Raw genomic sequence first — 24,055 nt, 5'->3', positions numbered from 1 at the left:
GGGCCCCGGTCAGCCGCCGGCCGCCACCGGCTCCCGGCGGCTGGCCTTCACCTTCTCCGCCAGTTTCCGAGGGCTCGTCAGAAAGCCCCAGCCCCAGGACATGTGCATGGTGGCCAGCGCCGGCGGGATGCGCACCCGCGCCCCGAACGGCAGCCCCTTACCGGCCGGGACCGAACCCGCGGTGATGGCCGCCAGGTAGCCGCCCGGGACGATCAGGGCCCACGGTGTGACCAGCGCGCCCGCCACCAGCCCCGCCCCGATGGCCAGTACGGCCGCCGGCGGTGCCAGGTAGCGCAGGTTGATCGAGCCCGAGTGGTAGCGGGCCACCACGTGCCGCCAGCGGCCGTAGTTGCGGTACTGCTTGGCCAGCGCCCGGACGTTCGGCCGGGGGCGGTAGGAGACCAGCAGCTCCGGCGAGAACCAGATCAGCCCGCCCTCCTGGCGGATGCGGAAGTTCAGCTCCCAGTCCTGCGCCCGGATGAACTCCTCGTTGTAGCCGCCCTGCCGCTCCAGCACCTCGCGGCGGAAGACGCCCAGGTAGACCGTCTCGGCCTCGCCCGCCTGGCCGCCGGTGTGGAAGGCCGCGTTCCCCACCCCGATCCTGGAGGTCATGGCGGCGGCCACGGCCCTCTCCCAGTCGTTCTCGCCCTCGGCGTGCATGATGCCGCCGACGTTGGCCGCACCGGTCTCCTCCAGCAGCCGCACGGCGGTCGCGATGTAGTCCGGCGAGAGCATCCCGTGCCCGTCCACCCGCACCACGACCGGGTGGCGGGAGGCTGCGATGGCCGCGTTGAGACCGGCGGGGGTGCGGCCGGTGGGGTTGGGCACGGTGCGCACCCGCGGGTCCTCGCGGACCAGCTCGGCGGCGATGGAGTCGGTGCGGTCCCCGGAGGGACCGAGCGCGATCACGACCTCCAGCTCGCCGGCGTAGTCCTGCTCCAGGATGTGCCGCACCGAGCTGCGCAGATACCGCTCCTCGTTGAGCACCGGCATGATCACGGAGACCGCGGGCGGCGCCGCGGCCGGGGAGGTGGGTTCGACAGGAGAGCTCACCGGGTCACGGTACCGCGACCGGGTGACCCGCTCGCACGGCAGCCGGGTGGCCGCGGGCGGCGGGCGGCGTGGGACCGGCGGTCCGTAGATCGTATGGGCCTATGTTGGCCGCTTCCTGGCCCCCACCGCCACGGAGGTGCTCCCCGATGCCCGCACGGTCCCGTCAGCGCGGCCGCCACGCCCGTCCCCGGCCGAAGCGGCGGGGTCCGTCCCGCTGGGGCTTCCGGGCGGCCACCGCCGTCTCGGTGATGGTGCTGATGGCCGGCGGCATCGGCCACGCGCTGGTCTCCGGGCTGGACGGCCGGCTGAAGCGGGTGGACCCCTTCCACGGGCTCAGCCACCGGCCCCAGAGCGGCGACGGCCTCAACTTCCTGGTCGTCGGCACCGACGGGCGCGACACCGTCACCGAGGAGGAGCGGCGGCGCTATTCCCTCGGCGGGACCCCCTGCAACTGCACCGACACGCTCATGCTGGTGCACCTGTCCGCCGACCGCGACCGGGCCAGCGTGGTGAGCATCCCCCGCGACTCGTACACCGAGTTCCCCCCGCACACCGACCCCGCCACCGGCGAGCTCCGCACCGGCCGCACCGGGAAGATCAACGCCGCCTACTCGCTCGGCGGCCCGCATCTGACCGTCCGTACCGTCGAGAAGATGACGGGGGTGCGCGTCGACCACTACCTGGAGGTCGACTTCACCAGTTTCATGCGGACCGTCGACGCCCTGGGCGGCGTCCCGGTGTGCACCACCCGGCCGCTGACCGACAGCCGCAGCGGCCTGGACCTGCCGGCCGGCACCACCCGGCTCGACGGCGGCCGGGCCCTGCAGTACGTCCGTGCCCGGCACGTCGACACCGAAGGGGACCTCGGCCGCATCAGACGCCAGCAGCGTTTCCTGGCCTCCGTGATCGACGAGGCGACCGGGAGCGGGGTGCTGACCGACCCCGCCCGGCTGCGCCGGGTCGCCTCGGCGCTCCTGGGATCGGTGCGCGCCGACCGGGACTTCGGCGCCCGTGAACTGCTGGTCCTGGGAAGGGCGATGCGCGGCTTCACCACGGCCTCCTCGGAGTTCGCCTCGGTGCCCCTCGACGACCCCGACCACAGCGTGCCCGGCATCGGCTCCACCGTGACCTGGGACGAGGAGAATGCCGGCAAGCTGTTCGCGGCGCTGCGCCAGGACCGGCCGCTGTCGCCCGGCGCCGCGGCGGGCGCGGGACACGGCACGGAGCAGCGCGGCTCAGGACACGGAACGGGGCACGAGGCGGGGCACGACGGCAAGAACCTCGACGAGGAGCCGGGCGCGGCGGCGCGTCCGTCCGGCGCCCTGCCGGTCCGGGTGGACCCGGGCAAGATCCGGGTGCAGATCGAGAACGGCACGCCGGTCGCCGCCCTCGGGGCGCGGGTGGACCGCGAGTTGCGCGCCACCGGCTTCGACACCACCGGCACCCCGCGCGGCGCCGGGAAGCAGGACGTACGGCGCACGGTCATCCGCCACGACCCCGAGTGGGACCGCTCGGCGCGCGCCCTGGCCACCGCGCTGCCCGGCGCGGAACTGGAGGAGGTCGAGGGGCGGGGACGGGTGATGGAGGTCGTGCTGGGCGCCGACCACCGCGAGGTACTGCGGGTACGCCACGCTCCCGGACCCTCCGCGAGTCCGGCGCCGGAGGCGGAGGAGTCCGCGCGCCCGGAGGGCGGGGGCACGGGCGGAAAGGCGGTCACGGGCGACGAGGTCGTCTGCCCGTGACCCCGCGCCCGTGACCCCGGTACGTGCCCGGCGGCGAACTCCGGAGCGCCCGGCCCCGGGGCGGCGAACCGTCAGTCCTCCGTCATGCCCTCGGCCGCCCGCCGGTCGCGCAGCTCCTTGATGGCGCGGCGCCGGGCGAGCCGGTGCGTACGCCGGATCTGAGCCTCCTGCCAACGCCGCTTGTCGCGCTCGGACTCGGGGACCACCGGCGGTACGGACCGCGGCCGGCCGTTCTCGTCGACCGCGGTGAACACCAGGTAGGCGGAGGCGACCTGGGTGGCGGGCGTGGACTCGTTCCACCTCTCGGCCAGCACCCGCACGCCGACCTCCATGGAGGACCGGCCGGTCCAGTTCACCTGGGCCTTCACATGCACCAGATCGCCCACCCGCACCGGCTCCAGGAAGACCATCTCGTCCATCGACGCCGTGACCGCCGGCCCTGCGGAGTGCCGCCCGGCGACCGCACCCGCCGCGTCGTCGACCAGCTTCATGATCACACCGCCGTGGACGGTGCCGAGGAGGTTGGTGTCGTTCCCCGTCATGATGTGGGACAGGGTGGTGCGGGACGCCGCGGTGGGCTTGCCCGGCAGTTCGTGCGGGGTGGCCTGGGCCTGAGTGGTCATGCTTCCACCCTAAGCCGCCCGTCCCGGGCGGAACCGGGCGGCCCGGTGTGATCCCGCGCGCCCCGCACGCCCCGGCAATGCATCAGCTCTGCAACAGCCGTGCTCCTGTTCCGCCCCCCTGTCTATGGCGCGCCCGGCCCGGGAGGGCACACTGCCTCCCATGACTGACTGGCCCAACAGCGGCGGCGTCGGCCCGCGCCCGGTTCCCAACCGCGCCGTACCGACGACCGGACACGGCAACGACCCCGGCGGCGGCTACGGTTACGGCGGACAGGCGAGCTACGACTCCGGCTACAACACGGGCCAGGTCTACGCCGGTTCCGGTTACGCGGGCGGCGGCCCGGGCGAGCCCGCCGGGCCCGGCTACGGCGCCGCGAGACCGGCGCCGGACTGGGGCCGCAGATTCAAGGTGGGGCTCGTCACGCTGCTCGCCGTGCTGCTGGTGTGGTCGGTCGGCACGTACTTCTGGGCCGACTCCAAGCTGCGCCGGGAGGTCGACCTCAGTACGGTCATGGACCGGCCCGGGGAGGGCGAGGGCACCACCTACCTCATAGTCGGCTCCGACAGCCGAGAAGGGCTGTCGAACGAGGAGCGGAAGGAACTCCGCACCGGTTCGGCGGAGGGCAAGCGCACCGACTCCATGATCATCCTGCATGTGGGCCCCGAGGGGAACACGATGGTCTCCCTGCCGCGTGACTCCTGGGTCACCATCCCGGAGTTCAAGGGTTCCGAGAGCGGCAAGACCTTCCCCTCCCCCGGCGCGCGCAAGCTCAACGCCGCCTACTCCATGGACGGCGCCACCCTGCTGGTCCGCACCGTCGAGTACAACACCGGTCTGCGCATAGACCACTACGCGGAGATCGGCTTCGGCGGCTTCGCCTCCATCGTGGACGCCCTCGGCGGCGTGGAGATGGACATCCCCCGCGACATCAAGGACAAGAACTCCGGCGCCGACTTCAAGAAGGGCCGCCAGACCCTCGACGGGGCCCAGGCCCTGGCCTTCGTCCGCAACCGCTACGAGGCCGGCAGCGACCTGGAGCGCACCAAGAACCAGCAGAAGTTCCTCTCCGCCCTGGCGAACCAGGCCGCCACCCCCTCCACGATCATCAACCCCTTCAGGCTCTACCCGACGCTGGGCGCCGGCCTGGACACCCTGATCGTGGACGAGGACATGGGCCTGTTCGACCTCGCCTCGATGTTCTGGGCCATGAAGGGCGTCTCGGGCGGCGAGGGCACCTCGATGAACATGCCGATAGCGGGCTCCGCGCCGCAGGGCTCGCTCAAGTGGGACATGACCAGGGTCAAGCAGCTCGTCGGGCAGCTGAAGAACGGCGAGAAGGTCACGGTCAGGGCCGACTGAACCCGCCGGCTCGGGGAACACCGACGCCATGGCCATGTGAACGTGTGGACCCCCGGACCGTCCGGTCCGGGGGTCCACACGCGTTCCCGGGCGCCCCGCCCGGGAACGGCGCCTCACGGCAGGTTGCGGGCCATGACGATCCGCTGGACCTGGTTCGTGCCTTCATAGATCTGCGTGATCTTGGCGTCGCGCATCATGCGCTCGACCGGGTAGTCGCGGGTGTAGCCGTAGCCGCCCAGCAGCTGGACGGCGTCCGTGGTGATCTCCATGGCGGCGTCGGAGGCGTAGCACTTGGCGGCGGCGCCGTAGAAGGTCAGGTCCTCGGCCTTGCCGTCGGCGCCGAGGGCGACGCGCTCGGAGCGGGCGGCGGCGGCGTAGGTGAGCTGGCGGGCGGCCTCCAGCTTCATCGCCATGTCGGCGAGCATGAACTGCACGCCCTGGAAGTCACCGATCGGCTTGCCGAACTGCTTGCGCTCGGTGACGTAGCCCTTGGCGTAGTCCAGCGCGCCCTGGGCGATGCCCAGGGCCTGGGCCGCGATGGTGATGCGGGTGTGGTCCAGGGTCTTCATCGCGGTGGCGAAGCCGGTGCCCTCCTCGCCGATCATGCGGTCGGCGGGGATGCGGACGTTGTCGAAGTAGACCTCGCGGGTCGGGGAGCCCTTGATGCCGAGCTTCTTCTCCGGGGCTCCGAATGAGACGCCCTCGTCGCCCTTCTCCACCACGAAGGCCGAGATGCCCTTGGAGCGCTTGGCGGGGTCGGTGACGGCCATCACGGTGTAGTACTCGCTGACGCCGGCGTTGGTGATCCAGCGCTTGACCCCGTTGAGGACGTAGGTGTCCCCGTCACGCACGGCGCGGGTCTTCATGCCCGCGGCGTCCGAGCCGGCCTCCGGCTCGGAGAGGCAGTAGGAGAACATGGCGTCGCCCTTGGCCAGCGGGGCGAGGTACTTGCTCTTCAGCTCCTCGGAACCGGACAGGATCACCGGGAGGGAGCCGAGCTTGTTGACGGCCGGGATCAGGGAGGACGAGGCGCAGACGCGGGCGACCTCCTCGATCACGATGACGGTCGCGAGCGCGTCGGCGCCCGCGCCGCCGCAGGACTCGGGCACGTGGACGGCGTGCAGGTCGTTGGCGACCAGCGCGTCCAGGGCCTCCTGCGGGAAGCGGCCCTGCTCGTCCACGTCGGCCGCGAAGGGCGCGATCTTCGCCTCGGCGAGCGAGCGCACCGATTCACGGAGCATGTCGTGCTCCTCCGACGGACGGTAGAGGTCGAAGTCGGTCGATCCCGCCACGGTGTCTCACTCCCTGGGTGCGCTGCTGCTAACTACCGTTAAGTAACACAATTCTAGTGGTCCACCGTCGCCGCGGGTACATGAGTTTGCCGACACCGGCCTCGCACACCGTCCCGCACCGCCCCGCACTGCCCCGCACTGCCCCCGCCCGCCCCGGCGGCGGCCGGATATGCTCGCGGGCAGCATCTCTCCCGTATCCCAGGAGCAGTCCATGGCCCTCAGAATCACCGTGATCGGCACCGGCTACCTCGGCGCGACGCACGCCGCGGCCATGGCCGAGCTGGGCTTCGAGGTGCTGGGCCTGGACGTGGTGCCGGAGAAGGTCGAGGCACTCTCCGCCGGGCGGGTGCCGTTCTACGAGCCCGGGCTGGAGGGGTTGCTGCGCCGCCATGTCGCCGGGGTGGCGGGCTCGACCGGGCGGCTGCGCTTCACCACCTCCTGGGAGGAGGTGGGCGCGTTCGGGGACGTCCACTTCGTCTGTGTGAACACCCCCCAGAAGCAGGGCGAGTACGCGTGCGACATGTCCTATGTGGACAGCGCGGTGGACTCCCTGGCCCCCCATCTGGCGCGGCCCGCGCTGGTGGTGGGCAAGTCCACGGTGCCGGTGGGCAGCGCGGACCGGCTGGCGAGGCGGCTGGCGGAGCTGGCCCCTGCGGGCGACGCGGCGGAGCTGGCGTGGAACCCGGAGTTCCTGCGCGAGGGCTTCGCCGTGGAGGACACCCTGCGCCCGGACCGCATCGTGGTGGGGGTGCGCTCGGCGCGTGCGGAGGAGCTGCTGCGCGAGGTGTACGCGAAGCCGGTGGCCCAGGGCTCGCCGTTCGTCGTCGCCGACTTCCCGACGGCGGAGCTGGTGAAGACCGCCGCGAACTCCTTCCTGGCCACCAAGATCTCGTTCATCAACGCCATGGCCGAGGTCTGCGAGGCGGCCGGCGGCGACGTGGTGAAGCTGGCGGAGGCCATCGGGTACGACGACCGGATCGGGCGGAAGTTCCTGCGCGCCGGGATCGGCTTCGGTGGCGGCTGCCTGCCCAAGGACATCCGCGCGTTCATGGCGCGGGCGGGCGAGCTGGGAGCCGACCAGGCTCTGACGTTCCTGCGTGAGGTGGACTCGATCAACATGCGCCGCCGCTCCCACATGGTGGAGCTGGCCCGCGAGACGGTGGGCGGCGCGTTCCTGGGGCAGCGCGTGGCGGTGCTGGGGGCGACCTTCAAGCCGGACTCCGACGACGTACGGGACTCGCCGGCGCTGAACGTCGCCGGCCAGATCCATCTGCAGGGCGGGCAGGTGACGGTCTACGACCCCAAGGGCATGGAGAACGCCCGGCGGGTCTTCCCCACCCTCGGCTACGCGGAAAGCGCGCCGGACGCGGTGCGCGGGGCGGACGTGGTGCTGCACCTGACGGAGTGGCGCGAGTTCCGGGAACTCGACCCGGAGGTGCTGGGCCAGGCCGTGGCGCACAAGCGCATCCTGGACGGCCGCAACACCCTCGATCCGGCCCTGTGGCGCAAGGCGGGCTGGTCCTTCCGCGCGCTGGGCCGGCCGGCGGCGTAGGGCCCCACCTTGTGGGCCCCGCGTGCCCTCGCGGGCGGCCGGCTCACTCCGCGGAGGACCGCCGTGCGCGGCGGGTCCGCGTCTTCGCCCCGCTGCCGCAGACGGCCATGGTGCACCGGCGTCTGCGGCCGGCCCGGCTCCTGTCGCAGTACGCCAGGCGGCAGTCGTGCGCCTCGCACGGCTGCCGGGCGGGAAGGCCGGGGTCGAGGGCAGGCGGGTGGATGTGACGTTCGGCTCGGGCGCCCTCGAGGGCCGGACGTTCGCCTTCCGGGAGACGCGCGGGTACGTGCCGCCGCAGTGGCCCAGCGCCGAGCGGTCACAGCGGCTCCACCTCGACTTCTGCGTCCCCGCGGGGAGTTGGACGCGGCCGCCCGCGAGGGCACGAAGAAGAGGCGGGCGGGGCAGAGGTGTTCGCACACCTCTGCCCCGCCCGCCTCATGGCCGGCTCCGGGCCCGGGTCCGGCCCGGAGGCCGGACCCTGGTGACCGGGTCGGTGAGGGTCAGGCCCCTCAGATGCTGACGCCGTTGGCCCGCAGGTAGGCCAGCGGGTTGATGTCCGAGCCGTAGCCGGGGGCGGTACGGATCTCGAAGTGCAGGTGCGGACCGGTGCTGTTGCCGGTGGAACCGACGGCGCCGATCTGCTGGCCGGCGCTGACCGTCTGGCCGGCGCTGACCGACAGCGAGGACAGGTGGCCGTACTGGCTGTACCGGCCGTCCTCGTGGCGGATGACGATCTGGTTGCCGTAGGCCCCGCCCCAGCCGGCGGAGACCACGGTGCCGTTGGTGACGGCCTTCACCGGGGTGCCGGAGGCGGCGGCGAAGTCCTCACCGGTGTGACCGTTGGACCAACGGGCACCCGAGGCCTTGTAGGAGCCGGACGGGGCGGCGTTCACCGGGGCGGCGTAGCCGGTGACCGCGCCGCGGTCGCTGCGGTCGGCGCGCTCGGCCGACTGCTGCACGGCCTCGGCCTTCTCGGCCTTCGGAGCCTGCTTGACCTCGGGCTTGGCCTTGGCCTCGGGCTTGGCCTCGGCCTCGGGCTTGGCCTTGGCCTCGGGCTTGGCCGCGGCCTTCTGCTGGGTGGTGGCGCCACCCAGGGTGAGCTCCTGGCCCGGGAAGATCAGGTTCGGGTTGTCGCCGATGGCCTGGCGGTTGTCCTCGTAGATGCGCTCCCAGCCGCCCTGGACACCCTGGGCGTCGGCGATCTTGAAGAGGGTGTCGCCGCCGACGACCTCGTAGGAGGTGCCCTTGCCCGCGCCGTGGTCGTGGCTGTGGCTGTGGCTGTGGGCGCGCTCACCGCGGTCCGTGCGCTGCGGCGCGGCCTCGGGCTCGCTCTTCTGCTGCTTCGACTCGGCCTCGGGCTCGGCCTCGGCCTTCGGAGCGGCCGCCGGAGCCTGCTCCTTCTGCTCGGTCGGGTTGCTCTGGCCGCCGGGGGAGACGGCCGGGGCGGGACCGCCCTTGGTCAGACCGGCCTTGACCGAGCACACGGGCCAGGCGCCCGGGCCCTGTCCCGCCAGCACCTTCTCGGCGACGGCGATCTGCTGGTCCTTGGTGGCGAGGTCGGCACGCGGCGCGTACTGGGTGCCGCCGAAGGCAGCCCAGGTGCTCTGCGTGAACTGCAGGCCGCCGTAGAAGCCGTTGCCGGTGTTGATGGACCAGTTGCCCGTGCTCTCGCACTGGGCGACCTTGTCCCAGGTCTCGACGGAGGCGGCGTTGGCCCCGCCGGCGGTCACCAGGGGAAGGGCCATGCCGGCGCCGCCCACGGAGATGGCCAGCGACAGGCGGGTGAGACGGCTGTTGCGCATACGACGGTGACGTCCGCGTGCGGACATAGATGTGCTCCTTCTCCTACGCCTGCGAGGTGAGCTGTCGGGTTCGGGCTGGAGTTGCCCGGCCATGTGCGCCGCGGCGTGTGCCGCGGCATGGCTTCACCCCAAGCCGTCCCGTATGAACCCGGGACGGCGACTTACCTTGGGTCCCCCGCTCCTGCCATCGGGTGGTGTGGATGGTCCAGCCCGCCGCCGTTGACAGGATTCGGCGTTCGACAGCGGGCCGCCGCACATTCGTACGGCACGGCCAGAACGGTAGACACATCGTTTCCGCCGATACAAGCCGATGGGTCACAGGACGCCCGTTTCGAAGGCTTTGATGATCGTCCGATCGTCACCGTCCGCTGCGTTCACCTCTCGAAGAGTGGCGGAGTCCGACTCTGACGCTGCGTCACTCTCCTCCCCTGCCAGGGCCGATGACACAGAAGGCCCTCCTCCGGCACGCAGAGCGACGCGCCGGGGAGGGCCGGCTCGTGAGTTGAATCACGAGGAGGTCAAGGAGCTACCCGTCGAGCTGTCCGATGGTGGCGATGGACGGACCGCGCCCGGTCCGCTCGTGGCGGGCGACCGCCTCCGCGTCACGCAGCACGCGCACCGCGTTCCCCCAGGTGAGCTTGGCGAGGTCGGCCTCGGACCAGCGGCGGTCCAGCAACTCGGCCACCAGATGCGGGTATCCGGACACATCACTCAGATCGGACGGGGTGAAGGCCGTGCCGTCGAAGTCGCCGCCGATGCCGATGTGGTCGATGCCCGCGACCTCGCGCATGTGGTCCAGATGGTCGGCGACCGTCGCCGCCGTGGCGACCGGACGCGGGTTGGCCTCCTCGTAGGCGCGCTGGACCGCCAGGCCCCTCTCGGTGCCGTCCAGGGGGTGAAGGCCGTGGGCGCGCATGTTCTCGTCGGCGGCCTCGGTCCAGGCGACGGCGGCGGGCAGCACGAACTTCGGCACGAATGTGGCCATCGCCACACCGCCGTTGACCGGAAGCCGCTCCAGCACGTCGTCGGGGACGTTGCGCGGGTGGTCGCACACCGCGCGGGCCGAGGAGTGCGAGAAGACCACCGGCGCCGTCGTCACGCGCAGGGCGTCGCGCATGGTGGCGGGCGCCACATGGGAGAGGTCCACCAGCATCCCCAGCCGGTTCATCTCCCGCACGACCTCCTCGCCGAAGCGGGTCAGGCCGTCGTGGCGCGGGGCGTCGGTGGCCGAGTCCGCCCAGTCGATGGTGTCGTTGTGGGTGAGCGTCATGTAGCGCACGCCCAGCCGGTACAGGGCGCGCAGCGTGGCCAGGGAGTTGTTGATGGAGTGGCCGCCCTCGGCGCCCATCAGGGAGGCGATGCGGCCCTCGGCGCGGGCCGCCTCCATGTCGTCGGCGGTGAGGGCGGGCCTGAGGTCGGCCGGATGGCGGTCGGCCAGCCGCCGCACCACGTCGATCTGCTCCAGGCAGGCGCTGACGGCGGTGTCGCCGGTCAGGTCGGTGCGCACGTAGACCGACCAGAACTGCGCGCCCACCCCGCCCGCGCGCAGCCGCGGGATGTCGGTGTGCAGATGGGCCGACTGGTCGCCGGCGATGTCGCGCCGGTCGAGGTCGTACGCCACCTGCTCGCGCAGCGCCCACGGCAGGTCGTTGTGGCCGTCGGCGACGGGATGGGCCTCCAGCAGCGCCCTGGCCCGTGCCAGCAGCTCGGCGGAGTGACCCATCTCACCTGCCCCCGAAGCCGAAGCCGGCGCCGCCCGCGGCGACCTTGCTCCGCAGCCGCCTCCCCTTCTCCCGCGCCTGGTCCTTCAGCTCAGCCTGGAACCGCTCCATGCGCTCGCGCAGCTCCTCGTCATGGGCCGCCAGGATGCGGACCGCCAGCAGGCCCGCGTTGCGCGCGCCGCCGACCGAGACCGTGGCCACCGGGACCCCGGCGGGCATCTGGACGATGGACAGCAGGGAATCCATGCCGTCCAGGTGCCGCAGCGGCACGGGGACGCCGATCACCGGCAGCGGGGTGACGGAGGCGAGCATGCCCGGCAGGTGGGCCGCTCCCCCGGCACCCGCGATGACCGCCTTCAGTCCGCGCCCGGCCGCCTCGTCGCCGTAGGCGATCATCTCGTGCGGCATGCGGTGGGCGGAGACGACGTCGACCTCGTAGGGGATCTCGAACTCGTCCAGGGCCTCGGCCGCGGCCTCCATGACGGGCCAGTCCGAGTCGGATCCCATGACGATCCCCACGGCGGGGGCGGGGCTGGGGGCGTTGCTCATTCGGTGATGGTCCCTCGCAGATAGGCGGCGGCGTGGGCGGCGCGCTCGCGTACGTCCGCCAGGTCGTCGCCGTAGGTGTTGACGTGGCCGACCTTGCGGCCGGGCTTCACGTCCTTGCCGTACATGTGGATCTTCAGCCGCGGATCGCGGGCCATGCAGTGCAGATAGCCCTGGTACATGTCGGGGTAGTCGCCGCCGAGCACGTTGGCCATCACCGTCCACGCCGCGCGGGGGCGCGGGTCGCCCAGCGGCAGGTCGAGCACGGCCCGCAGGTGGTTGGCGAACTGGGAGGTGACCGCGCCGTCCTGGGTCCAGTGGCCGCTGTTGTGGGGGCGCATGGCCAGCTCGTTGACCAGGACACAACCGTCGCGGGTCTCGAACAGCTCCACCGCCAGGTGCCCGATCACGCCCAGCTCGCCCGCGATCGTCAGCGCCATCTCCTGGGCGCGGGCGGACAGCTCCGGCGACAGGCCGGGCGCCGGGGCGATCACCGTGTCGCACACGCCGTCCACCTGGATCGACTCCACCACCGGATAGGCCACGGCCTGGCCGTGCGGGGAGCGCACCACGTTGGCCGCCAGCTCACGGACGTAGTCCACCTTCTCCTCGGCCAGCACCGGCACGCCCGCCCGGAACGGCTCGGCGGCCTCGGCCTCGGAGGAGACCACCCACACGCCCTTGCCGTCGTAGCCGCCGCGGACGGTCTTGAGGACGACCGGCCGGCCGTCCCCCTCCCCCGCCGCTCCTCCCCGCGCCGCTCCTTCCCTCGCGAACCGCGTGACGTCGGCCGGGTCCGCGACGATCCGGTGCCGGGGGCAGGGGACGCCGATCTCGCTCAGCCGTGCCCGCATCACGCCCTTGTCCTGCGCGTGCACCAGAGCGTCGGGCCCGGGCCGTACCGGGATGCCCTCCGCCTCCAGGGCGCGCAGATGCTCGGTGGGCACGTGCTCGTGGTCGAACGTGATCACGTCGCAGCCGCGGGCGAAGTCGCGCAGGGTGTCCAGATCGCGGTGGTCGCCGACGACGACGTCGCGGACCACCTGGGCCGCGGAGTCCTGCGGAGTGTCGCTGAGCAGCTTGAACCTGACGCCGAGGGGGATGCCCGCCTCGTGCGTCATCCGCGCGAGCTGTCCGCCTCCGACCATGCCGATCACAGGAAATGTCACGTCCGTAGCCTATCGGCCGGACGACGGGTACCCGGCGCGGTACGGGGCCGTGACTAGCATGGCGGAACAGGACGCGACGGCGGGCCCCGCGGGGCCGCGCGAGAGCCGAGGAAACGGGGCGAGTGGATCACTATGGGTGAACGGCACGCACTGCGCTCCAGGCTGCTGCGGCTACGGCGCGAGCTGGCCAGGTTCGGCACGGTGGGGGCCCTCGGCTTCCTCGTCAACGTGGCCGTCTTCAACCTCTGCATCCACAGCCTGGGCCTGGCGCCGGTGCGCTCGGGGGTGATGGCGACCGCGGTCGCCATCGGGACCAACTACCTGGGCAACCGCTACTGGACCTACCGGCACACCGACAAGAGCCGGATGCACCGTGAGGCCGGCCTGTTCACCCTGTTCAGCGGCATCGGCCTGGTGATCGAGAACGGCGCGCTGGCCGTCTCGCACTACGGGCTGGGCCTGACCTCGCCGCTGGCCGACAACATCGCCAAGAACGTCGTCGGCCTCGGCGTCGCCACGGTCTTCCGCTTCTGGGCGTACCGCACCTGGGTCTTCCGCGGTGAGCGGCGGGCCTCCGGCGGCCGCGAGGGGCGTACGGCGTCAATCCCCCGCCGGCGGCTCGTCGGCCTCACGGCTGAGGAAGAGCGCGAAGACCGGCGGGCGCTGCTGAAGTAGCTCCAGGCGTCCCCCGTCGGCCTCCGCCAGGTCGCGGGCGACGGCCAGCCCCAGGCCCGTGGAGTTGCGTCCGCTGACCGTGCGCTCGAACACCCGTGCCCCCAGTTCCGGGTCGACTCCCGGCCCCTCGTCCGTCACCTCGACCACCACCTGGTTCCCGGCGATCCGGGTACGCAGGGCGACCGCGCCGCCGCCGTGCATCAGGGCGTTCTCGATGAGCGTGGCCAGCACCTGGGCCACCGCCCCCGGCGTGCCCACCGCCCGCAGGCCCTGGCGGCCGGAGCGGACGACGGCCCGGCCCGCCTTGCGGTACGCCGGGCGCCACTCCTCGATCTGCTGCTTGACCACCTCGTCCAGGTCGAAGCCCACCGCGGAGCCCGAGCGGGGGTCGCGCGAGTTGGTCAGCAGCCGCTGCACCACGTCGGTCAGCCGCTCCACCTGGGCGAGGCCGACCAGTGCCTCCTCCCGGATGGTGGAGGCGGCCGCCCTGTCGGCGCAGGTGGTGCCGGTGTTGTCGGTGGTGCCGGTGGTGCCGGTGGTGCCCTTGGTGTCGGCGGTCTCGATGGCGTCGGCCGCCGTGACGATCTCCTCCAGCCGCATGGACAGCGCGGTCAGGGGGGTGCGGAGCTGGTGGGAGGCGTCCGCGGCCAGCCGCCGCTCGGCGGTGAGCATCCGGGCGATCCGCTCGGCGCTGGCGTCCAGCACGTCCGCCACCCGGTCCAGCTCGGGCACACCGTAGCGCCGGTGACGCGGGCGGGGGTCGCCGGAGCCGAGGCGCTCGGCGGTCTCGGCGAGGTCGGTGAGGGGGGCCGCGACACGGCGGGCCTGCTGCACCGCCAGGAGCACCGCCGCTATCACCGCCAGCAGCGCCACCGCCAGGATGATCAGCAGGGTGCGGCCCACCTCCTCACGGACCCGGTCGTCGTCCTGCCGGACGGTGACGGTGACGCCGCCCGGCTCGGTCGCGCGCCCCTCGATGGCGCCCTCGCCGGGGCGCTCGCCCAGTTCGATGGGGGGCTGCCCGGGCAGCTCGATGCGGACGTGGCGGTCGTGGGGGACCTGGGAACGCATGGAGGCGGCGGTCACGCTCTCCTCGGCGACCAGGCGGCTCTCGACGACCGAGACCAGCCGTGCGGCGTCGGAGCGGACGCTCTCGCGGGCGCTCTCCTCGATGGTGCGGGTCTCGACGATCACCAGGGAGACCCCGAAGACCGCGATCACCACGAGGACCACGGCCAGCGTGGAGTTGATCAGACGTCTGCGCATGGCGGGGCCGGCCCTTCGGAGTCTTCGTCGGTCCTGCCGCGGTCCCGCGGCGGTCTTCGCGGTGTCTTCGGTGGGTCCGCCCGGGCCCGCGCGGGGGCCGGGCGGCCGTCAGTCCTTCTCGAAGCGGAAGCCGACGCCGCGGACCGTGGCGATGTAGCGGGGGTTGGCCGCGTCGTCGCCGAGCTTCTTGCGCAGCCAGGAGATGTGCATGTCGAGGGTCTTCGTCGACGACCACCAGGTGGTGTCCCAGACCTCGCGCATCAGCTGGTCGCGGGTGACGACGCGGCCGGCGTCGCGCAACAGCACCCGCAGCAGGTCGAACTCCTTCGCCGTGAGCTGCAGCTCCTCGTCTCCCATCCACGCCCGGTGCGACTCGACGTCGATGCGCACACCGTGGGTGGCTGCGGGCTGCACGGGCTCGACGGCGCCCCGCCGCAGCAGGGCCCGCACCCGGGCGAGCAGCTCGGCCAGCCGGAACGGCTTGGTGACGTAGTCGTCGGCGCCCGCGTCCAGGCCGACGACGGTGTCCACCTCGTCGGCGCGCGCGGTCAGCACCAGGACGGGGAAGGTGTGCCCCTCGTTGCGCAGCCGGCGGCAGACCTCCAGTCCGTCCATACCGGGCAGACCGAGGTCGAGCACGACCAGGTCGATGTCGCCGTGCTGGCCGGCGTCGAGCGCGCTGGGACCGTCCTCGCGTACCTCGACCTCGTACCCTTCGCGGCGCAGGGCTCGGGCCAGCGGCTCCGAGATGGAGGCGTCATCCTCGGCGAGCAGTACTCGGGTCATGGCCTGATGGTAGACCTCACCGCGGCGGCCCCGGCGGGGCCGCCGGGAACCGGGGCGGTGCCCGCCCCGGTTCCCGGCGGGACGTGTGACATGCGCCGCCCGCCGCCCGGGTGCGCGGGAGACGGTGTCGTACTCTGGCCGAGGCGCCGTCCGGAACCGGCGGCCCCCGGCGCGGTGACGCGCCGGAACCCGCCGCCGAGGAGCCCCCTGTACGCACCCGTACGCGGGGGCCGTCCCGGCAGCCGGTCCGTCCGGGGATCCATCGGATACCGGGCGCGCGGCGGCGCCTCAGGAACTGTCGGCCGGGAACAGGCACGCGCGGACGGGGGCGCGGAGCCGGGCCGACCACCCGTCCCGGGCGCGTGCGCACCACATCGCGCGCGTCCCGACCGAGCAAGGAACCACCACCATGGCGTCCAGCCTGACGAAGGACTCCGTCGGCGGCACCGGCAAGACCTTCCTCGGCCACCCCCGCGGTCTGGCCACACTCTTCATGACGGAGATGTGGGAGCGCTTCTCCTGGTACGGAATGCGCGCCATCCTCGTCCTCTACCTGATCGCGGGCGTGCTCGAAGGCCCCCTCGCGGGCCGTGAGGCCCTCGCCGCGGCGATCTACGGCGTCTACAACGCCGTCGTCTACATGGCCGCCATGCCCGGCGGCTGGGTCGCCGACCGCCTGTGGGGCGCCCGCAAGGCGGTCCTGGTCGGCGGCATCGTCATCGCACTGGGCCACTACACACTGGCGATCCCGTCCGATGTGGCGTTCTTCGCCGGGCTCGGCCTGATCGCGGTCGGTACCGGCCTGCTCAAGCCGAACATCTCCGCGATGGTCGGCGGCCTCTACGAGGGCCAGTCCAGCGCCCGCCGCGACGCCGGCTTCACGATCTTCTACATGTCGATCAACATCGGCGCCATGTTCGCGCCGCTGGTGGTCGGCTACCTCGGCGAGAACGTCGACTGGCACCTGGGCTTCGCCGTCGCCGGCGTCGGCATGACGCTGGCCGTGGTCCAGTACGTCCTGGGCGGCCGCTACCTGGGCGACGTGGGCCGCCGCCCCGGCACCCCGGCCACACCGGAGGAGAAGCGCGCGGTGCTGCGCAAGGTCGCGCTGTGGACCGGTCTGGCCGCCGCGGCGCTGCTGGCGGACCTGGCACTGGGCACGTACGACATCGAGCACATCGTCAACTTCCTGGCCGTCCTCGGCGTCGTCGTCCCCGTCCTGTACTTCGCCTCGATGTACCGGAACCCGGGGCTGACCGAACAGGACCGCCCGCGCGTCAAGGCGTTCGTGTGGTTCTTCGTCACCGCCGTGCTGTTCTGGATGATCTACGACCAGTCCGGTTCGCTGCTGACGGTCTTCGCGAACAACGACACCGACCGCACGATCGGCGGCTGGGAGTTCCCGGCCTCCTGGTTCCAGTCGGTCAACCCGGTCATGATCATCGTCCTGGCGCCGCTCTTCGCGACCCTGTGGGTGTGGCTGGCCAAGCGCGACCGCGAGCCCGGCGCCCCGGTGAAGTTCGCCCTGGCGATGCTGCTCATCGGCGGTTCCTTCGGCCTGATGGGCCTGGCGGGCGCCGCCGCGGCGAACAGCGGGACGGGCAAGGTCACCGTCTTCTGGCTGCTGAGCGTGTACCTGCTGCAGACCCTCGGCGAGCTGTGCCTGTCCCCGGTGGGCCTGTCGCTGTCGACGAAGCTGGCCCCGAAGCAGTTCGTCGGCCAGATCATGGGTCTGTGGTTCCTCGCCACCGCCACCGGCAACGCCCTCAACGGCTGGGCCACCCGGCTCAACGAGCCGATGGGCGACGCGGCGTACTACACCATGTGGGGCGTGGTCGCCGTGGCCGCGGGCCTCGCCTTCATGACGGCCGGGAAGCGGATCCGGGCCCTGATGGCCGGTGTGAAGTAGCACTCCCGGGGCCTCCCGGGACCCCTGGGACCTCTGCCCGGCCCGCCGGCTGCGCGCGGGCCGGCTCGACCGACCGGTAGACGGCCTCCGCCAGCACCCGCCCCTCCGTGAAACCGCCTGCGCACTCGGAGCCCGCCCTCCGCGCGTGCCCGGACACGAGTGCGCCGAGTCCCGAGCGGGACCCGGCGGTGGGGATCGTACTTCCGGCGGGGGCGGCTGGAGGGGCGGGCCCGACTCTCAGTCCTCGTCCGGCCCGGCCAGTTCGGCCCAGACCGTCTTCCCGGCCGTACCGTCCGGATGGCGTACCACGCCCCAGTCCAGGCAGAGCCGCTGGACGATGAACATGCCGTGCCCGCCGGGCCGACCCGGGCGGTGCGGGGTACGGGGCGAGGGGAGGCCGGCGCCGCGGTCGGCCACCTCGATCCTCAGGAGTTTGGGGCCGCAGCCTATGCGCACCTCTTCGGGCCCGTCGGCGTGCAGGCAGGCGTTCGTCACCAGCTCGGAGACCACGAGCAGGGCGTCTTCGGCGGCGGCACGCTGCTCGGGGCCGGCCGCGGGCAGCCAACCCCAGTCGTGAAGCGCCTGACGGGTGAAGTCACGAGCACGGGGGACGGCACCGCTCGCCCCCATGAGCCGCAGCCTTCTTACCTGGCGCATCTCGCGCACCTGACCGACCGGTGCGGCTGCGGTCGCGGCGGTGCCCTCCGGCTCCGGGCCGCGGTCGCCCGCCGGTTGCGGCCGGGTGGTGCTCATCAGTGCTTCACCTCACCGGTTGACCAGTTCATCGGTCTTCGCCTGGTCTGCGAACAACTGTTTCGGAGGGATTCCAGGGAGTCTCCTGCCCTGCGCGGGCGGGAGAACACCCATCCGTCGGGACGGAATCGTGCTCGGACGTAACACTCTGATCACGGGCCGGCACGCGGGCGGCCCGCGCGACACCCGCGCCCGTACGAGCCGGAACCGCTCCGCCGGGACCGCGCGGCCGGGACCGTGCCGTCAGGACTGCGCGGTCTCCTGCAGCGCGTCCGCCAGGCTCTCGTGCAGGGTGAACACGCCGTCGGCACCTGTGATCTCGAACACCCTCGCGACGACCGGCCGCATTCCGGCCAGGTGGATGCCGCCTCCGGCCGCCTCGGCCTTCAGCCTGGCGCCCAGGAGGACGTTGAGTCCGGTGGAGTCGCAGAACTCCAGCTTCGAGCAGTCCACGACGAGCAGCCTGTCGCCGTCCTCCAGCGAGCGCTCCAGCGGTTCTCGCAGCAGATCGGCGGTGTGGTGGTCGAGCTCGCCGTCAGGCGTCACCACCAGGCTCGCGCCGTGGCGCTGTACGTCGACCGTCAGTCGACCCCGGTGGCTGGTGCTGCCGGGCACCCCGCGGTCCATGTACACCCCTTCAACATTCCCAGTAACCGATCACTGCCGTCCGGAGATGGACGTTCGAACCCTACGCCCTCACAGCCGCAACCGGTAGCCGCACAACCAGCACATCAGGGCATATTCGGGCAACCAGCACTTGCCATCCTCCCTCGGGAGCAGGTAGGCGTAGGAGGGACCACTAAAACACGTCGGCTCGGAGGCGCCGCACCCCGTAGCGCAGGAACGGCTTCGGCAGCCATATGCCGAGAACGATGGAGGCACCATGTCACCCCGGCTCGACGGATCGCCCGTCACGTCGTCGGTCGTCCCGCCCGAACGGTTCGGGAGCGGGTTCCCGGAGGTCGGCCCGGAGCAGGCGGAAAGCCTGTCCGGCCTGCTCGGCCTGCCCGAGGTCCCGCCGTACGACGAGGTGGGGCCGCTGGACGCGCGAGCCCTGTCCAAGACCCTCTTCGAGCGTCTGGAGACGTTGCGGGAGGGCACGCACGAACACGCGTACGTCCGCAACACCCTGGTCGAGCTGAACCTCGCGCTGGTTAAGTTCGCCGCCGCCCGGTTCCGTTCCCGCAGCGAGCCCATGGAGGACATCGTCCAGGTCGGCACCATCGGCCTGATCAAGGCGATCGACCGGTTCGAGATCGGCCGCGGGGTCGAGTTCCCGACCTTCGCCATGCCGACGATCGTGGGCGAGATCAAGCGCTTCTTCCGCGACACCTCCTGGTCCGTACGCGTGCCCAGGCGCCTCCAGGAACTCCGCCTGGACCTGGCCAAGGCCGGAGACGAACTGGCCCAGCGACTCGACCGCGCCCCGACCGTCGGCGAACTGGCCGACCGTCTGGGTCTGAGCCGGGAGGAGGTGGTCGAGGGCATGGCCGCGAGCAACGCGTACACCGCCAGCTCCCTCGACGCCCAGCCCGACGAGGACGAGACCGAGGGCGCGCTCGCCGACCGCATCGGCTACGAGGACCACGGGCTGGAGGGAATCGAGTACGTGGAGTCCCTCAAGCCGCTGATCGCCGAACTCTCGCCGCGTGATCGCAGAATCCTCTCCCTCCGCTTCGTGGCGAACATGACCCAGTCCGAGATCGGCGAGGAGCTGGGCATCTCCCAGATGCACGTCTCCCGTCTCCTCTCGCGGACGCTGGGCAGGCTCCGCAAGGGGCTGCTGGTCGAGGAGTGACCCACTCCCGTCCGAGCGGACGGGTGCCCCGTTCCATCACCCCTATGGCCTACGGGAATCACTCTTTCGATTTTTTGACCCGCCCTTGACCTTCGGGCCCGTACGGGAATCGCACCCCGTACGGGCCCGTCGGCGTGACGGGCCCGTACGGCTGCGCGGGCCGCCCGCTCACAGCACGCGCGTACCGCGCTGCCAGACCGCCGCGGCCAGCGGTACGCCGGGCCGGTAGGCCAGGTGGACGTGCGAGGGCGCGTCCAGGAGCACCAGATCGGCACGGGCGCCGGGGGTGATCCGGCCGATGTCGATGCGGCGCAGGGCCGCGGCGCCGCCCGCGGTGGCGGACCAGACCGCCTCGTCGGGCGTCATGCCCATCTCGCGGACGGCGACCGCGACGCAGAAGGGCATGGAGCTGGTGTACGAGGAGCCCGGATTGCAGTCGGTGGACAGCGCGACGGTGACGCCGGCGTCCAGCAGGCGGCGGGCGTCGGGGTAGGGCGAGCGGGTGGAGAACTCGCAGCCGGGCAGCAGCGTGGCGACGGTGCGGCTGCCGGCGAGGGCGTCCACGTCGGCGTCGGTGAGGTGGGTGCAGTGGTCGGCGGAGGCCGCGTCCAGCTCCACGGCGAGCCGCACACCGGGCCCGGGCCCGAGCTGGCCCGCGTGCACGCGCGGGACCAGGCCGCGGGCGATTCCGGCGGTGAGGACGGCGCGGGCCTGGTCGCCGTCGAAGGCGCCCCGCTCGCAGAAGACGTCCACCCAGCGGGCGTAGCGGGCGCAGGCGGCCAGCATGGGGCCGGTGACGAGGTCCACGTAGCCGTCCGGGTCGCCGGCGTACTCCGGGGGCACCACATGGGCGCCGAGGTAGGTGACCTCGTCCACGTGGTCGTCGGCGATGCGCAGGGCGCGCGTCTCGTCCTCGGTGGTGAGGCCGTAGCCGGACTTGGTCTCCAGGGTGGTGGTGCCCTGCCGCAGCGCCTCGCGGACGTGGCGGGCCAGGTTCGCGGCGAGCTGCTCGTCGGTGGTCCCCCGGGTGGCCTCGACGGTGGTGCGGATGCCGCCCGCGGAGTAGGGGCGGCCGGACATGCGCGCACCGAACTCCTCGGTGCGGTCACCGCCGAAGAGCAGGTGGGAGTGGGAGTCGACGAAGCCGGGGATCATCGCCCGCCCGCCCGCGTCGACGCGACTGTCGGTCGCGGGTGCTTCACTTTCCGTACCGACCCAGGCGATGCGGTCGCCCTCGATGACGACGGCCGCGTCCCGGATCAGGCCGAGGGGGGTGTCCTCCGCGGCCCCGGAGGAGTGGTGGTCGTTGGTGACCAGGGTGGCGATGCGGGTGACGAGGGTGCTGGCGGTGGTGTCGAGGGGAGTGGTCGGGGTGCTCATCAGCGGGCTGCTCCTTGCTGGATGGCTTCCGCCAGGGCCGCGGGGACGTCCGGCACGCTCTGGTGTACCCCGTCGCGCACCACATGGCGGCCACCGACGACCGTGTGGCGTACGTCGGCCGCGGTGGCGGCGAACACGGCCGTCTCCGCCCCCAGCCGGGGCGGCGGCCCGGCGGTGCGCACGGTGTCCAGGGCGACGGTGGCGAAGTCGGCGAGCCGGCCCGCCTCCAGCCGTCCCGCCTCCGGCCAGCCGATGGCCGCCTGGCCGAACTCGGTGGTGGCGCGCAGCAGTTGCGAGGCCGTCCAGTGGCCGCGGGCGCGGGTGCGCAGCCGCTCGTCCAGTTCCATCGCGCGGGCCTCCTCCAGCAGGTCGATCACGGCATGGCTGTCGCTGCCCAGGCACAGCGGCGAGCCCGCCCGCATCAGCGCGGCGGCCGGGCCGATGCCGTCGGCGAGGTCGCGTTCGGTGGTGGGGCACACGCACACCCGGGTGCCGGAGTCTCCCAGGAGGGCGATGTCGGCGTCGGTGAGGTGGGTGGCGTGGACGGCGGTGGTGCGGGGGCCGAGCACGCCGTGGTCGGCCAGCAGCCGGGTGGGGGTGCGGCCGTGGACGGTCAGGCAGGCGTCGTTCTCGGCGGGCTGCTCGGAGAGGTGGACGTGCAGGGGCGCGTCCCGCTCCCGGGCCCAGTCGGCCACTGCGGCCAGTTCGGCGGCGGGCACGGCGCGCACCGAGTGGATCGCGGCGCCCACGCGGGCGTGGGCGCCCGGCGGCCGCAGGGCGGCGGCCCGCTCGGCCCAGGCGGCGGCGCTGCCGTCACCGAAGCGGAGCTGGTGGCGGTCCAGGGCGCCGCCGCGGTGGGTGGAGAGGAGACCGGAGGCCAGGTAGCAGGTGTCGAGGAGGGTGATGCGGATGCCGGCCTCGGCGGCCGCCGCCATCAGGGCGTGCCCCATCGCGTTGGGATCCTCGTAGGGGGTGCCGCCGGGGTCGTGGTGCAGGTAGTGGAACTCGCCGACGGCCGTGATGCCGGCCAGCGCCATCTCGGCGTACACGGCCCGGGCCAGGTCGAAGTAGCTCTCGGGGGTGAGGCGGTCGGCGACGGAGTACATCACCCGCCGCCATGTCCAGAACGTGCCGGAGCCGATCTGCGCGGTGCCGCGCAGGGCACGGTGGAAGGCGTGGGAGTGCGCGTTGGCCAGGCCGGGGACGGTCAGGCCGCGCAGTGGCTCGGCGCCGGGCGGCGGGGTGGGCGCACCGGTGCGTACGGCGGTGATCCGGCCGCCGGCCGTCTCGATCACCGTGCCGGGCTCGACGGTGCCGCCGATCCAGGCGTACTCGGCCCAGTACACGGCCTCGGGGGGCGGTGAACCGGGAGCCGGGGGGTCGGGGGCCGGAGAGTCGGGGGTCAGGGGCACGCCAGGTCCTCCAGCACGTCGGCCAGTGCACGCACCCCGGCGGCGCAGTCGTCCTCGTCGGCCGATTCGGCGGGCGAGTGCGAGACGCCGGTGGGGTTGCGCACGAAGAGCATGGCGGTGGGGATCTCGGCGGAGAGGATGCCCGCGTCGTGCCCCGCGCCGGTGGGCAGCACGGGCGCGCCGCCGAGCCGGGCCGCGATGCGGTCGCGCAGCCCGTGGGTGAACTCCACCACGGGCGTGGCGGACTCCCGGGTGACGGCCACCCGCACGCCGTCGCGCGCGCCGCGCTCGGCGGCCGAGCGTTCGATCTCGGCGACGACGGCGGCCAGGGTCTCCTCGTCGGGGGCGCGGGAGTCGAGCCAGCCGCGTACCAGGGATGCGATGGCGTTGACGCCGTTCGGCTCGACGGCGACCTTGCCGAAGGTGGCCAGCGCCCCGGCCAGCCGGGCCTTCTTCCGGGCGGCCAGGACGGTGTTGGCATAGGTGAGCATCGGGTCGCGGCGGTCCTCCAGGCGGGTGGTCCCGGCGTGGTTGGCCTCGCCGTGGAAGTCGAACCGCCAGCGGCCGTGCGGCCAGATCGCGGAGGCGACACCCACCGCGCGCCCGTCGGCGGGTGCCCCGTCCGCTGCGAGGTTGCGGCCCTGCTCGATGTGGAGTTCCACGAACGCGCCGATACGGGCGAGCCGTTCGGGGTCGGGCCCGATGGCGTCGGGGTCGTGCCCGGCGCGCTCCATGGCGCGCGGCAGCGAGACGCCGTCGTCGTCGCGCAGTTCCCGGGCCTGCTCGGCGGTGAGCTGCCCGGCGGCCAGCCGGGAGCCGACGCAGGCGAGGCCGAAGCGGGCACCCTCCTCGTCGGCGAAGTTGACCACGGCCAGCGGCCGGGCCGGGCGTGCGCCCCTGCCGTGCAGCTCGTCGAGGGCTGCGAAGGCCGACACCACGCCCAGCGGCCCGTCGAAGGCACCGCCGTCGGGCACGGAGTCCAGGTGCGAGCCGGTCACCACGGCGTCCCCGGCGTCCCCGCCGGAGCCGCCCAGCCAGGCCCACTGGTTGCCGTTGCGGTCCGTCTCGTACGCCAGTGCGCGCGCCTCGGCCTGCTCTCGGAACCACGCCCGGCACTCGGCGTCCGCGCCGGTCCAGGCGTGGCGCCGGTAACCGCCGGTGGCCGCCGACCGCCCGACGGGCAGCAGTTCCCGCCACATCTCCTGGAAGGGGGCGC

Annotated in this window: 21 protein-coding genes and 1 riboswitch; of the genes, 6 read left to right on the top strand and 15 right to left on the bottom strand. The window is 72.8% G+C overall.

Annotated elements, in window-relative coordinates; all coding sequences use genetic code 11:
- Nucleotides 1-9: 9 nt before the first annotated feature.
- Nucleotides 10-1,053, bottom strand: a complete 1,044-nt coding sequence (locus ACGRHY_RS17020) for a glycosyltransferase family 2 protein (protein ID WP_394636185.1) — start codon at nt 1,051-1,053, stop codon at nt 10-12.
- Between the two features lie 146 nt (nt 1,054-1,199).
- Between ACGRHY_RS17020 and ACGRHY_RS17015 the strand changes: the two genes are divergently transcribed.
- The gene (locus ACGRHY_RS17015) at nt 1,200-2,795 is read left to right on the top strand and encodes an LCP family protein (RefSeq protein WP_394636184.1); all 1,596 of its coding nucleotides are present in this window, start codon (nt 1,200-1,202) and stop codon (nt 2,793-2,795) included.
- Between the two features lie 71 nt (nt 2,796-2,866).
- On the opposite strand, the gene ACGRHY_RS17010 is transcribed toward ACGRHY_RS17015, so the two are convergent.
- Nucleotides 2,867-3,418 carry an acyl-CoA thioesterase gene (locus tag ACGRHY_RS17010; protein WP_394636183.1) on the bottom strand — a complete coding sequence of 184 codons (552 nt, stop codon included), beginning with the start codon at nt 3,416-3,418 and terminating at the stop codon, nt 2,867-2,869.
- A 160-nt stretch (nt 3,419-3,578) separates the two neighbouring features.
- Between ACGRHY_RS17010 and ACGRHY_RS17005 the strand changes: the two genes are divergently transcribed.
- Complete coding sequence (locus ACGRHY_RS17005; RefSeq protein ID WP_394636182.1) at nt 3,579-4,778, top strand: LCP family protein; 1,200 nt, start codon at nt 3,579-3,581, stop codon at nt 4,776-4,778.
- A gap of 113 nt (nt 4,779-4,891) precedes the next feature.
- Here ACGRHY_RS17005 and ACGRHY_RS17000 read toward each other — a convergent pair whose 3' ends face one another.
- Nucleotides 4,892-6,070 carry an acyl-CoA dehydrogenase gene (locus tag ACGRHY_RS17000; protein ID WP_394636181.1) on the bottom strand — a complete coding sequence of 393 codons (1,179 nt, stop codon included), beginning with the start codon at nt 6,068-6,070 and terminating at the stop codon, nt 4,892-4,894.
- A gap of 211 nt (nt 6,071-6,281) precedes the next feature.
- Here ACGRHY_RS17000 and ACGRHY_RS16995 point away from each other — a divergent pair, with 211 nt between their 5' ends.
- The gene (locus tag ACGRHY_RS16995; protein WP_394636180.1) at nt 6,282-7,622 is read left to right on the top strand and encodes a UDP-glucose dehydrogenase family protein; all 1,341 of its coding nucleotides are present in this window, start codon (nt 6,282-6,284) and stop codon (nt 7,620-7,622) included.
- Between the two features lie 43 nt (nt 7,623-7,665).
- On the opposite strand, the gene ACGRHY_RS16990 is transcribed toward ACGRHY_RS16995, so the two are convergent.
- The 5 genes from ACGRHY_RS16990 to ACGRHY_RS16970 form a co-directional block, all read right to left on the bottom strand.
- Nucleotides 7,666-7,845 carry a CGNR zinc finger domain-containing protein gene (locus ACGRHY_RS16990; RefSeq protein WP_394638090.1) on the bottom strand — a complete coding sequence of 60 codons (180 nt, stop codon included), beginning with the start codon at nt 7,843-7,845 and terminating at the stop codon, nt 7,666-7,668.
- Between the two features lie 286 nt (nt 7,846-8,131).
- The gene (locus ACGRHY_RS16985) at nt 8,132-9,451 is read right to left on the bottom strand and encodes a transglycosylase family protein (RefSeq protein WP_394636179.1); all 1,320 of its coding nucleotides are present in this window, start codon (nt 9,449-9,451) and stop codon (nt 8,132-8,134) included.
- A 4-nt stretch (nt 9,452-9,455) separates the two neighbouring features.
- A riboswitch (cyclic di-AMP (ydaO/yuaA leader) is annotated at nt 9,456-9,666 on the bottom strand.
- A 284-nt stretch (nt 9,667-9,950) separates the two neighbouring features.
- Entirely contained in the window at nt 9,951-11,147 is a 1,197-nt protein-coding gene (locus ACGRHY_RS16980) for a dipeptidase (protein WP_394636178.1), read from the bottom strand.
- A gap of 1 nt (nt 11,148) precedes the next feature.
- Nucleotides 11,149-11,694 (bottom strand): 5-(carboxyamino)imidazole ribonucleotide mutase, encoded by a 546-nt coding sequence (gene purE / locus ACGRHY_RS16975; protein WP_394636177.1) that lies wholly within the window; start codon nt 11,692-11,694, stop codon nt 11,149-11,151.
- Nucleotides 11,691-12,860 carry a 5-(carboxyamino)imidazole ribonucleotide synthase gene (locus ACGRHY_RS16970; RefSeq protein WP_394636176.1) on the bottom strand — a complete coding sequence of 390 codons (1,170 nt, stop codon included), beginning with the start codon at nt 12,858-12,860 and terminating at the stop codon, nt 11,691-11,693. Before ACGRHY_RS16970 ends, purE begins: the two co-directional genes overlap by 4 nt.
- Before the next feature lie 132 nt (nt 12,861-12,992).
- On the opposite strand from ACGRHY_RS16970, the gene ACGRHY_RS16965 reads away from it, so the two are divergent.
- Nucleotides 12,993-13,535 carry a GtrA family protein gene (locus ACGRHY_RS16965; RefSeq protein WP_394636175.1) on the top strand — a complete coding sequence of 181 codons (543 nt, stop codon included), beginning with the start codon at nt 12,993-12,995 and terminating at the stop codon, nt 13,533-13,535.
- Here the strand turns inward: ACGRHY_RS16965 and ACGRHY_RS16960 are convergent.
- Together ACGRHY_RS16960 and ACGRHY_RS16955 are read right to left on the bottom strand one after the other, a co-directional pair.
- A complete protein-coding gene (locus ACGRHY_RS16960) occupies nt 13,461-14,801 on the bottom strand; it encodes an ATP-binding protein (protein ID WP_394636174.1) in 1,341 nt (446 codons plus the stop codon). The genes ACGRHY_RS16965 and ACGRHY_RS16960 overlap by 75 nt on opposite strands.
- 108 nt (nt 14,802-14,909) lie before the next feature.
- Nucleotides 14,910-15,587 carry a response regulator transcription factor gene (locus ACGRHY_RS16955; protein WP_394636173.1) on the bottom strand — a complete coding sequence of 226 codons (678 nt, stop codon included), beginning with the start codon at nt 15,585-15,587 and terminating at the stop codon, nt 14,910-14,912.
- Between the two features lie 409 nt (nt 15,588-15,996).
- Between ACGRHY_RS16955 and ACGRHY_RS16950 the strand changes: the two genes are divergently transcribed.
- Nucleotides 15,997-17,496: a peptide MFS transporter gene (locus tag ACGRHY_RS16950; RefSeq protein ID WP_394636172.1), complete on the top strand. Its 1,500-nt coding sequence runs from the start codon at nt 15,997-15,999 to the stop codon at nt 17,494-17,496.
- Nucleotides 17,497-17,733: 237 nt separating this feature from the next.
- Here ACGRHY_RS16950 and ACGRHY_RS16945 read toward each other — a convergent pair whose 3' ends face one another.
- Together ACGRHY_RS16945 and ACGRHY_RS16940 are read right to left on the bottom strand one after the other, a co-directional pair.
- The gene (locus tag ACGRHY_RS16945; RefSeq protein WP_394636171.1) at nt 17,734-18,249 is read right to left on the bottom strand and encodes an ATP-binding protein; all 516 of its coding nucleotides are present in this window, start codon (nt 18,247-18,249) and stop codon (nt 17,734-17,736) included.
- A 243-nt stretch (nt 18,250-18,492) separates the two neighbouring features.
- Nucleotides 18,493-18,876, bottom strand: coding sequence for an STAS domain-containing protein (locus ACGRHY_RS16940; protein WP_394636170.1), 384 nt, complete (start codon nt 18,874-18,876; stop codon nt 18,493-18,495).
- A 256-nt stretch (nt 18,877-19,132) separates the two neighbouring features.
- Here ACGRHY_RS16940 and ACGRHY_RS16935 point away from each other — a divergent pair, with 256 nt between their 5' ends.
- The gene (locus ACGRHY_RS16935) at nt 19,133-20,047 is read left to right on the top strand and encodes an RNA polymerase sigma factor SigF (RefSeq protein WP_394636169.1); all 915 of its coding nucleotides are present in this window, start codon (nt 19,133-19,135) and stop codon (nt 20,045-20,047) included.
- A gap of 168 nt (nt 20,048-20,215) precedes the next feature.
- On the opposite strand, the gene hutI is transcribed toward ACGRHY_RS16935, so the two are convergent.
- From hutI to ACGRHY_RS16920, 3 genes are read right to left on the bottom strand one after another with little or no spacing between them, the layout of a single operon-like run.
- Nucleotides 20,216-21,427, bottom strand: coding sequence for an imidazolonepropionase (hutI, locus tag ACGRHY_RS16930; protein ID WP_394636168.1), 1,212 nt, complete (start codon nt 21,425-21,427; stop codon nt 20,216-20,218).
- On the bottom strand, nt 21,427-22,773 hold the full coding sequence (locus ACGRHY_RS16925) for a formimidoylglutamate deiminase (RefSeq protein ID WP_394638089.1): 1,347 nt from the start codon (nt 22,771-22,773) through the stop codon (nt 21,427-21,429). Before ACGRHY_RS16925 ends, hutI begins: the two co-directional genes overlap by 1 nt.
- Before the next feature lie 56 nt (nt 22,774-22,829).
- Nucleotides 22,830-24,038, bottom strand: a complete 1,209-nt coding sequence (locus tag ACGRHY_RS16920; protein WP_394638088.1) for an allantoate amidohydrolase — start codon at nt 24,036-24,038, stop codon at nt 22,830-22,832.
- Between the last annotated feature and the right edge of the window lie 17 nt (nt 24,039-24,055).

The sequence above is a fragment of the Streptomyces shinuiensis genome, assembly GCF_043660855.1.
Lineage (GTDB): Bacteria > Actinomycetota > Actinomycetes > Streptomycetales > Streptomycetaceae > Streptomyces.
This window is presented reverse-complemented; position numbering and strand designations above follow the sequence as displayed.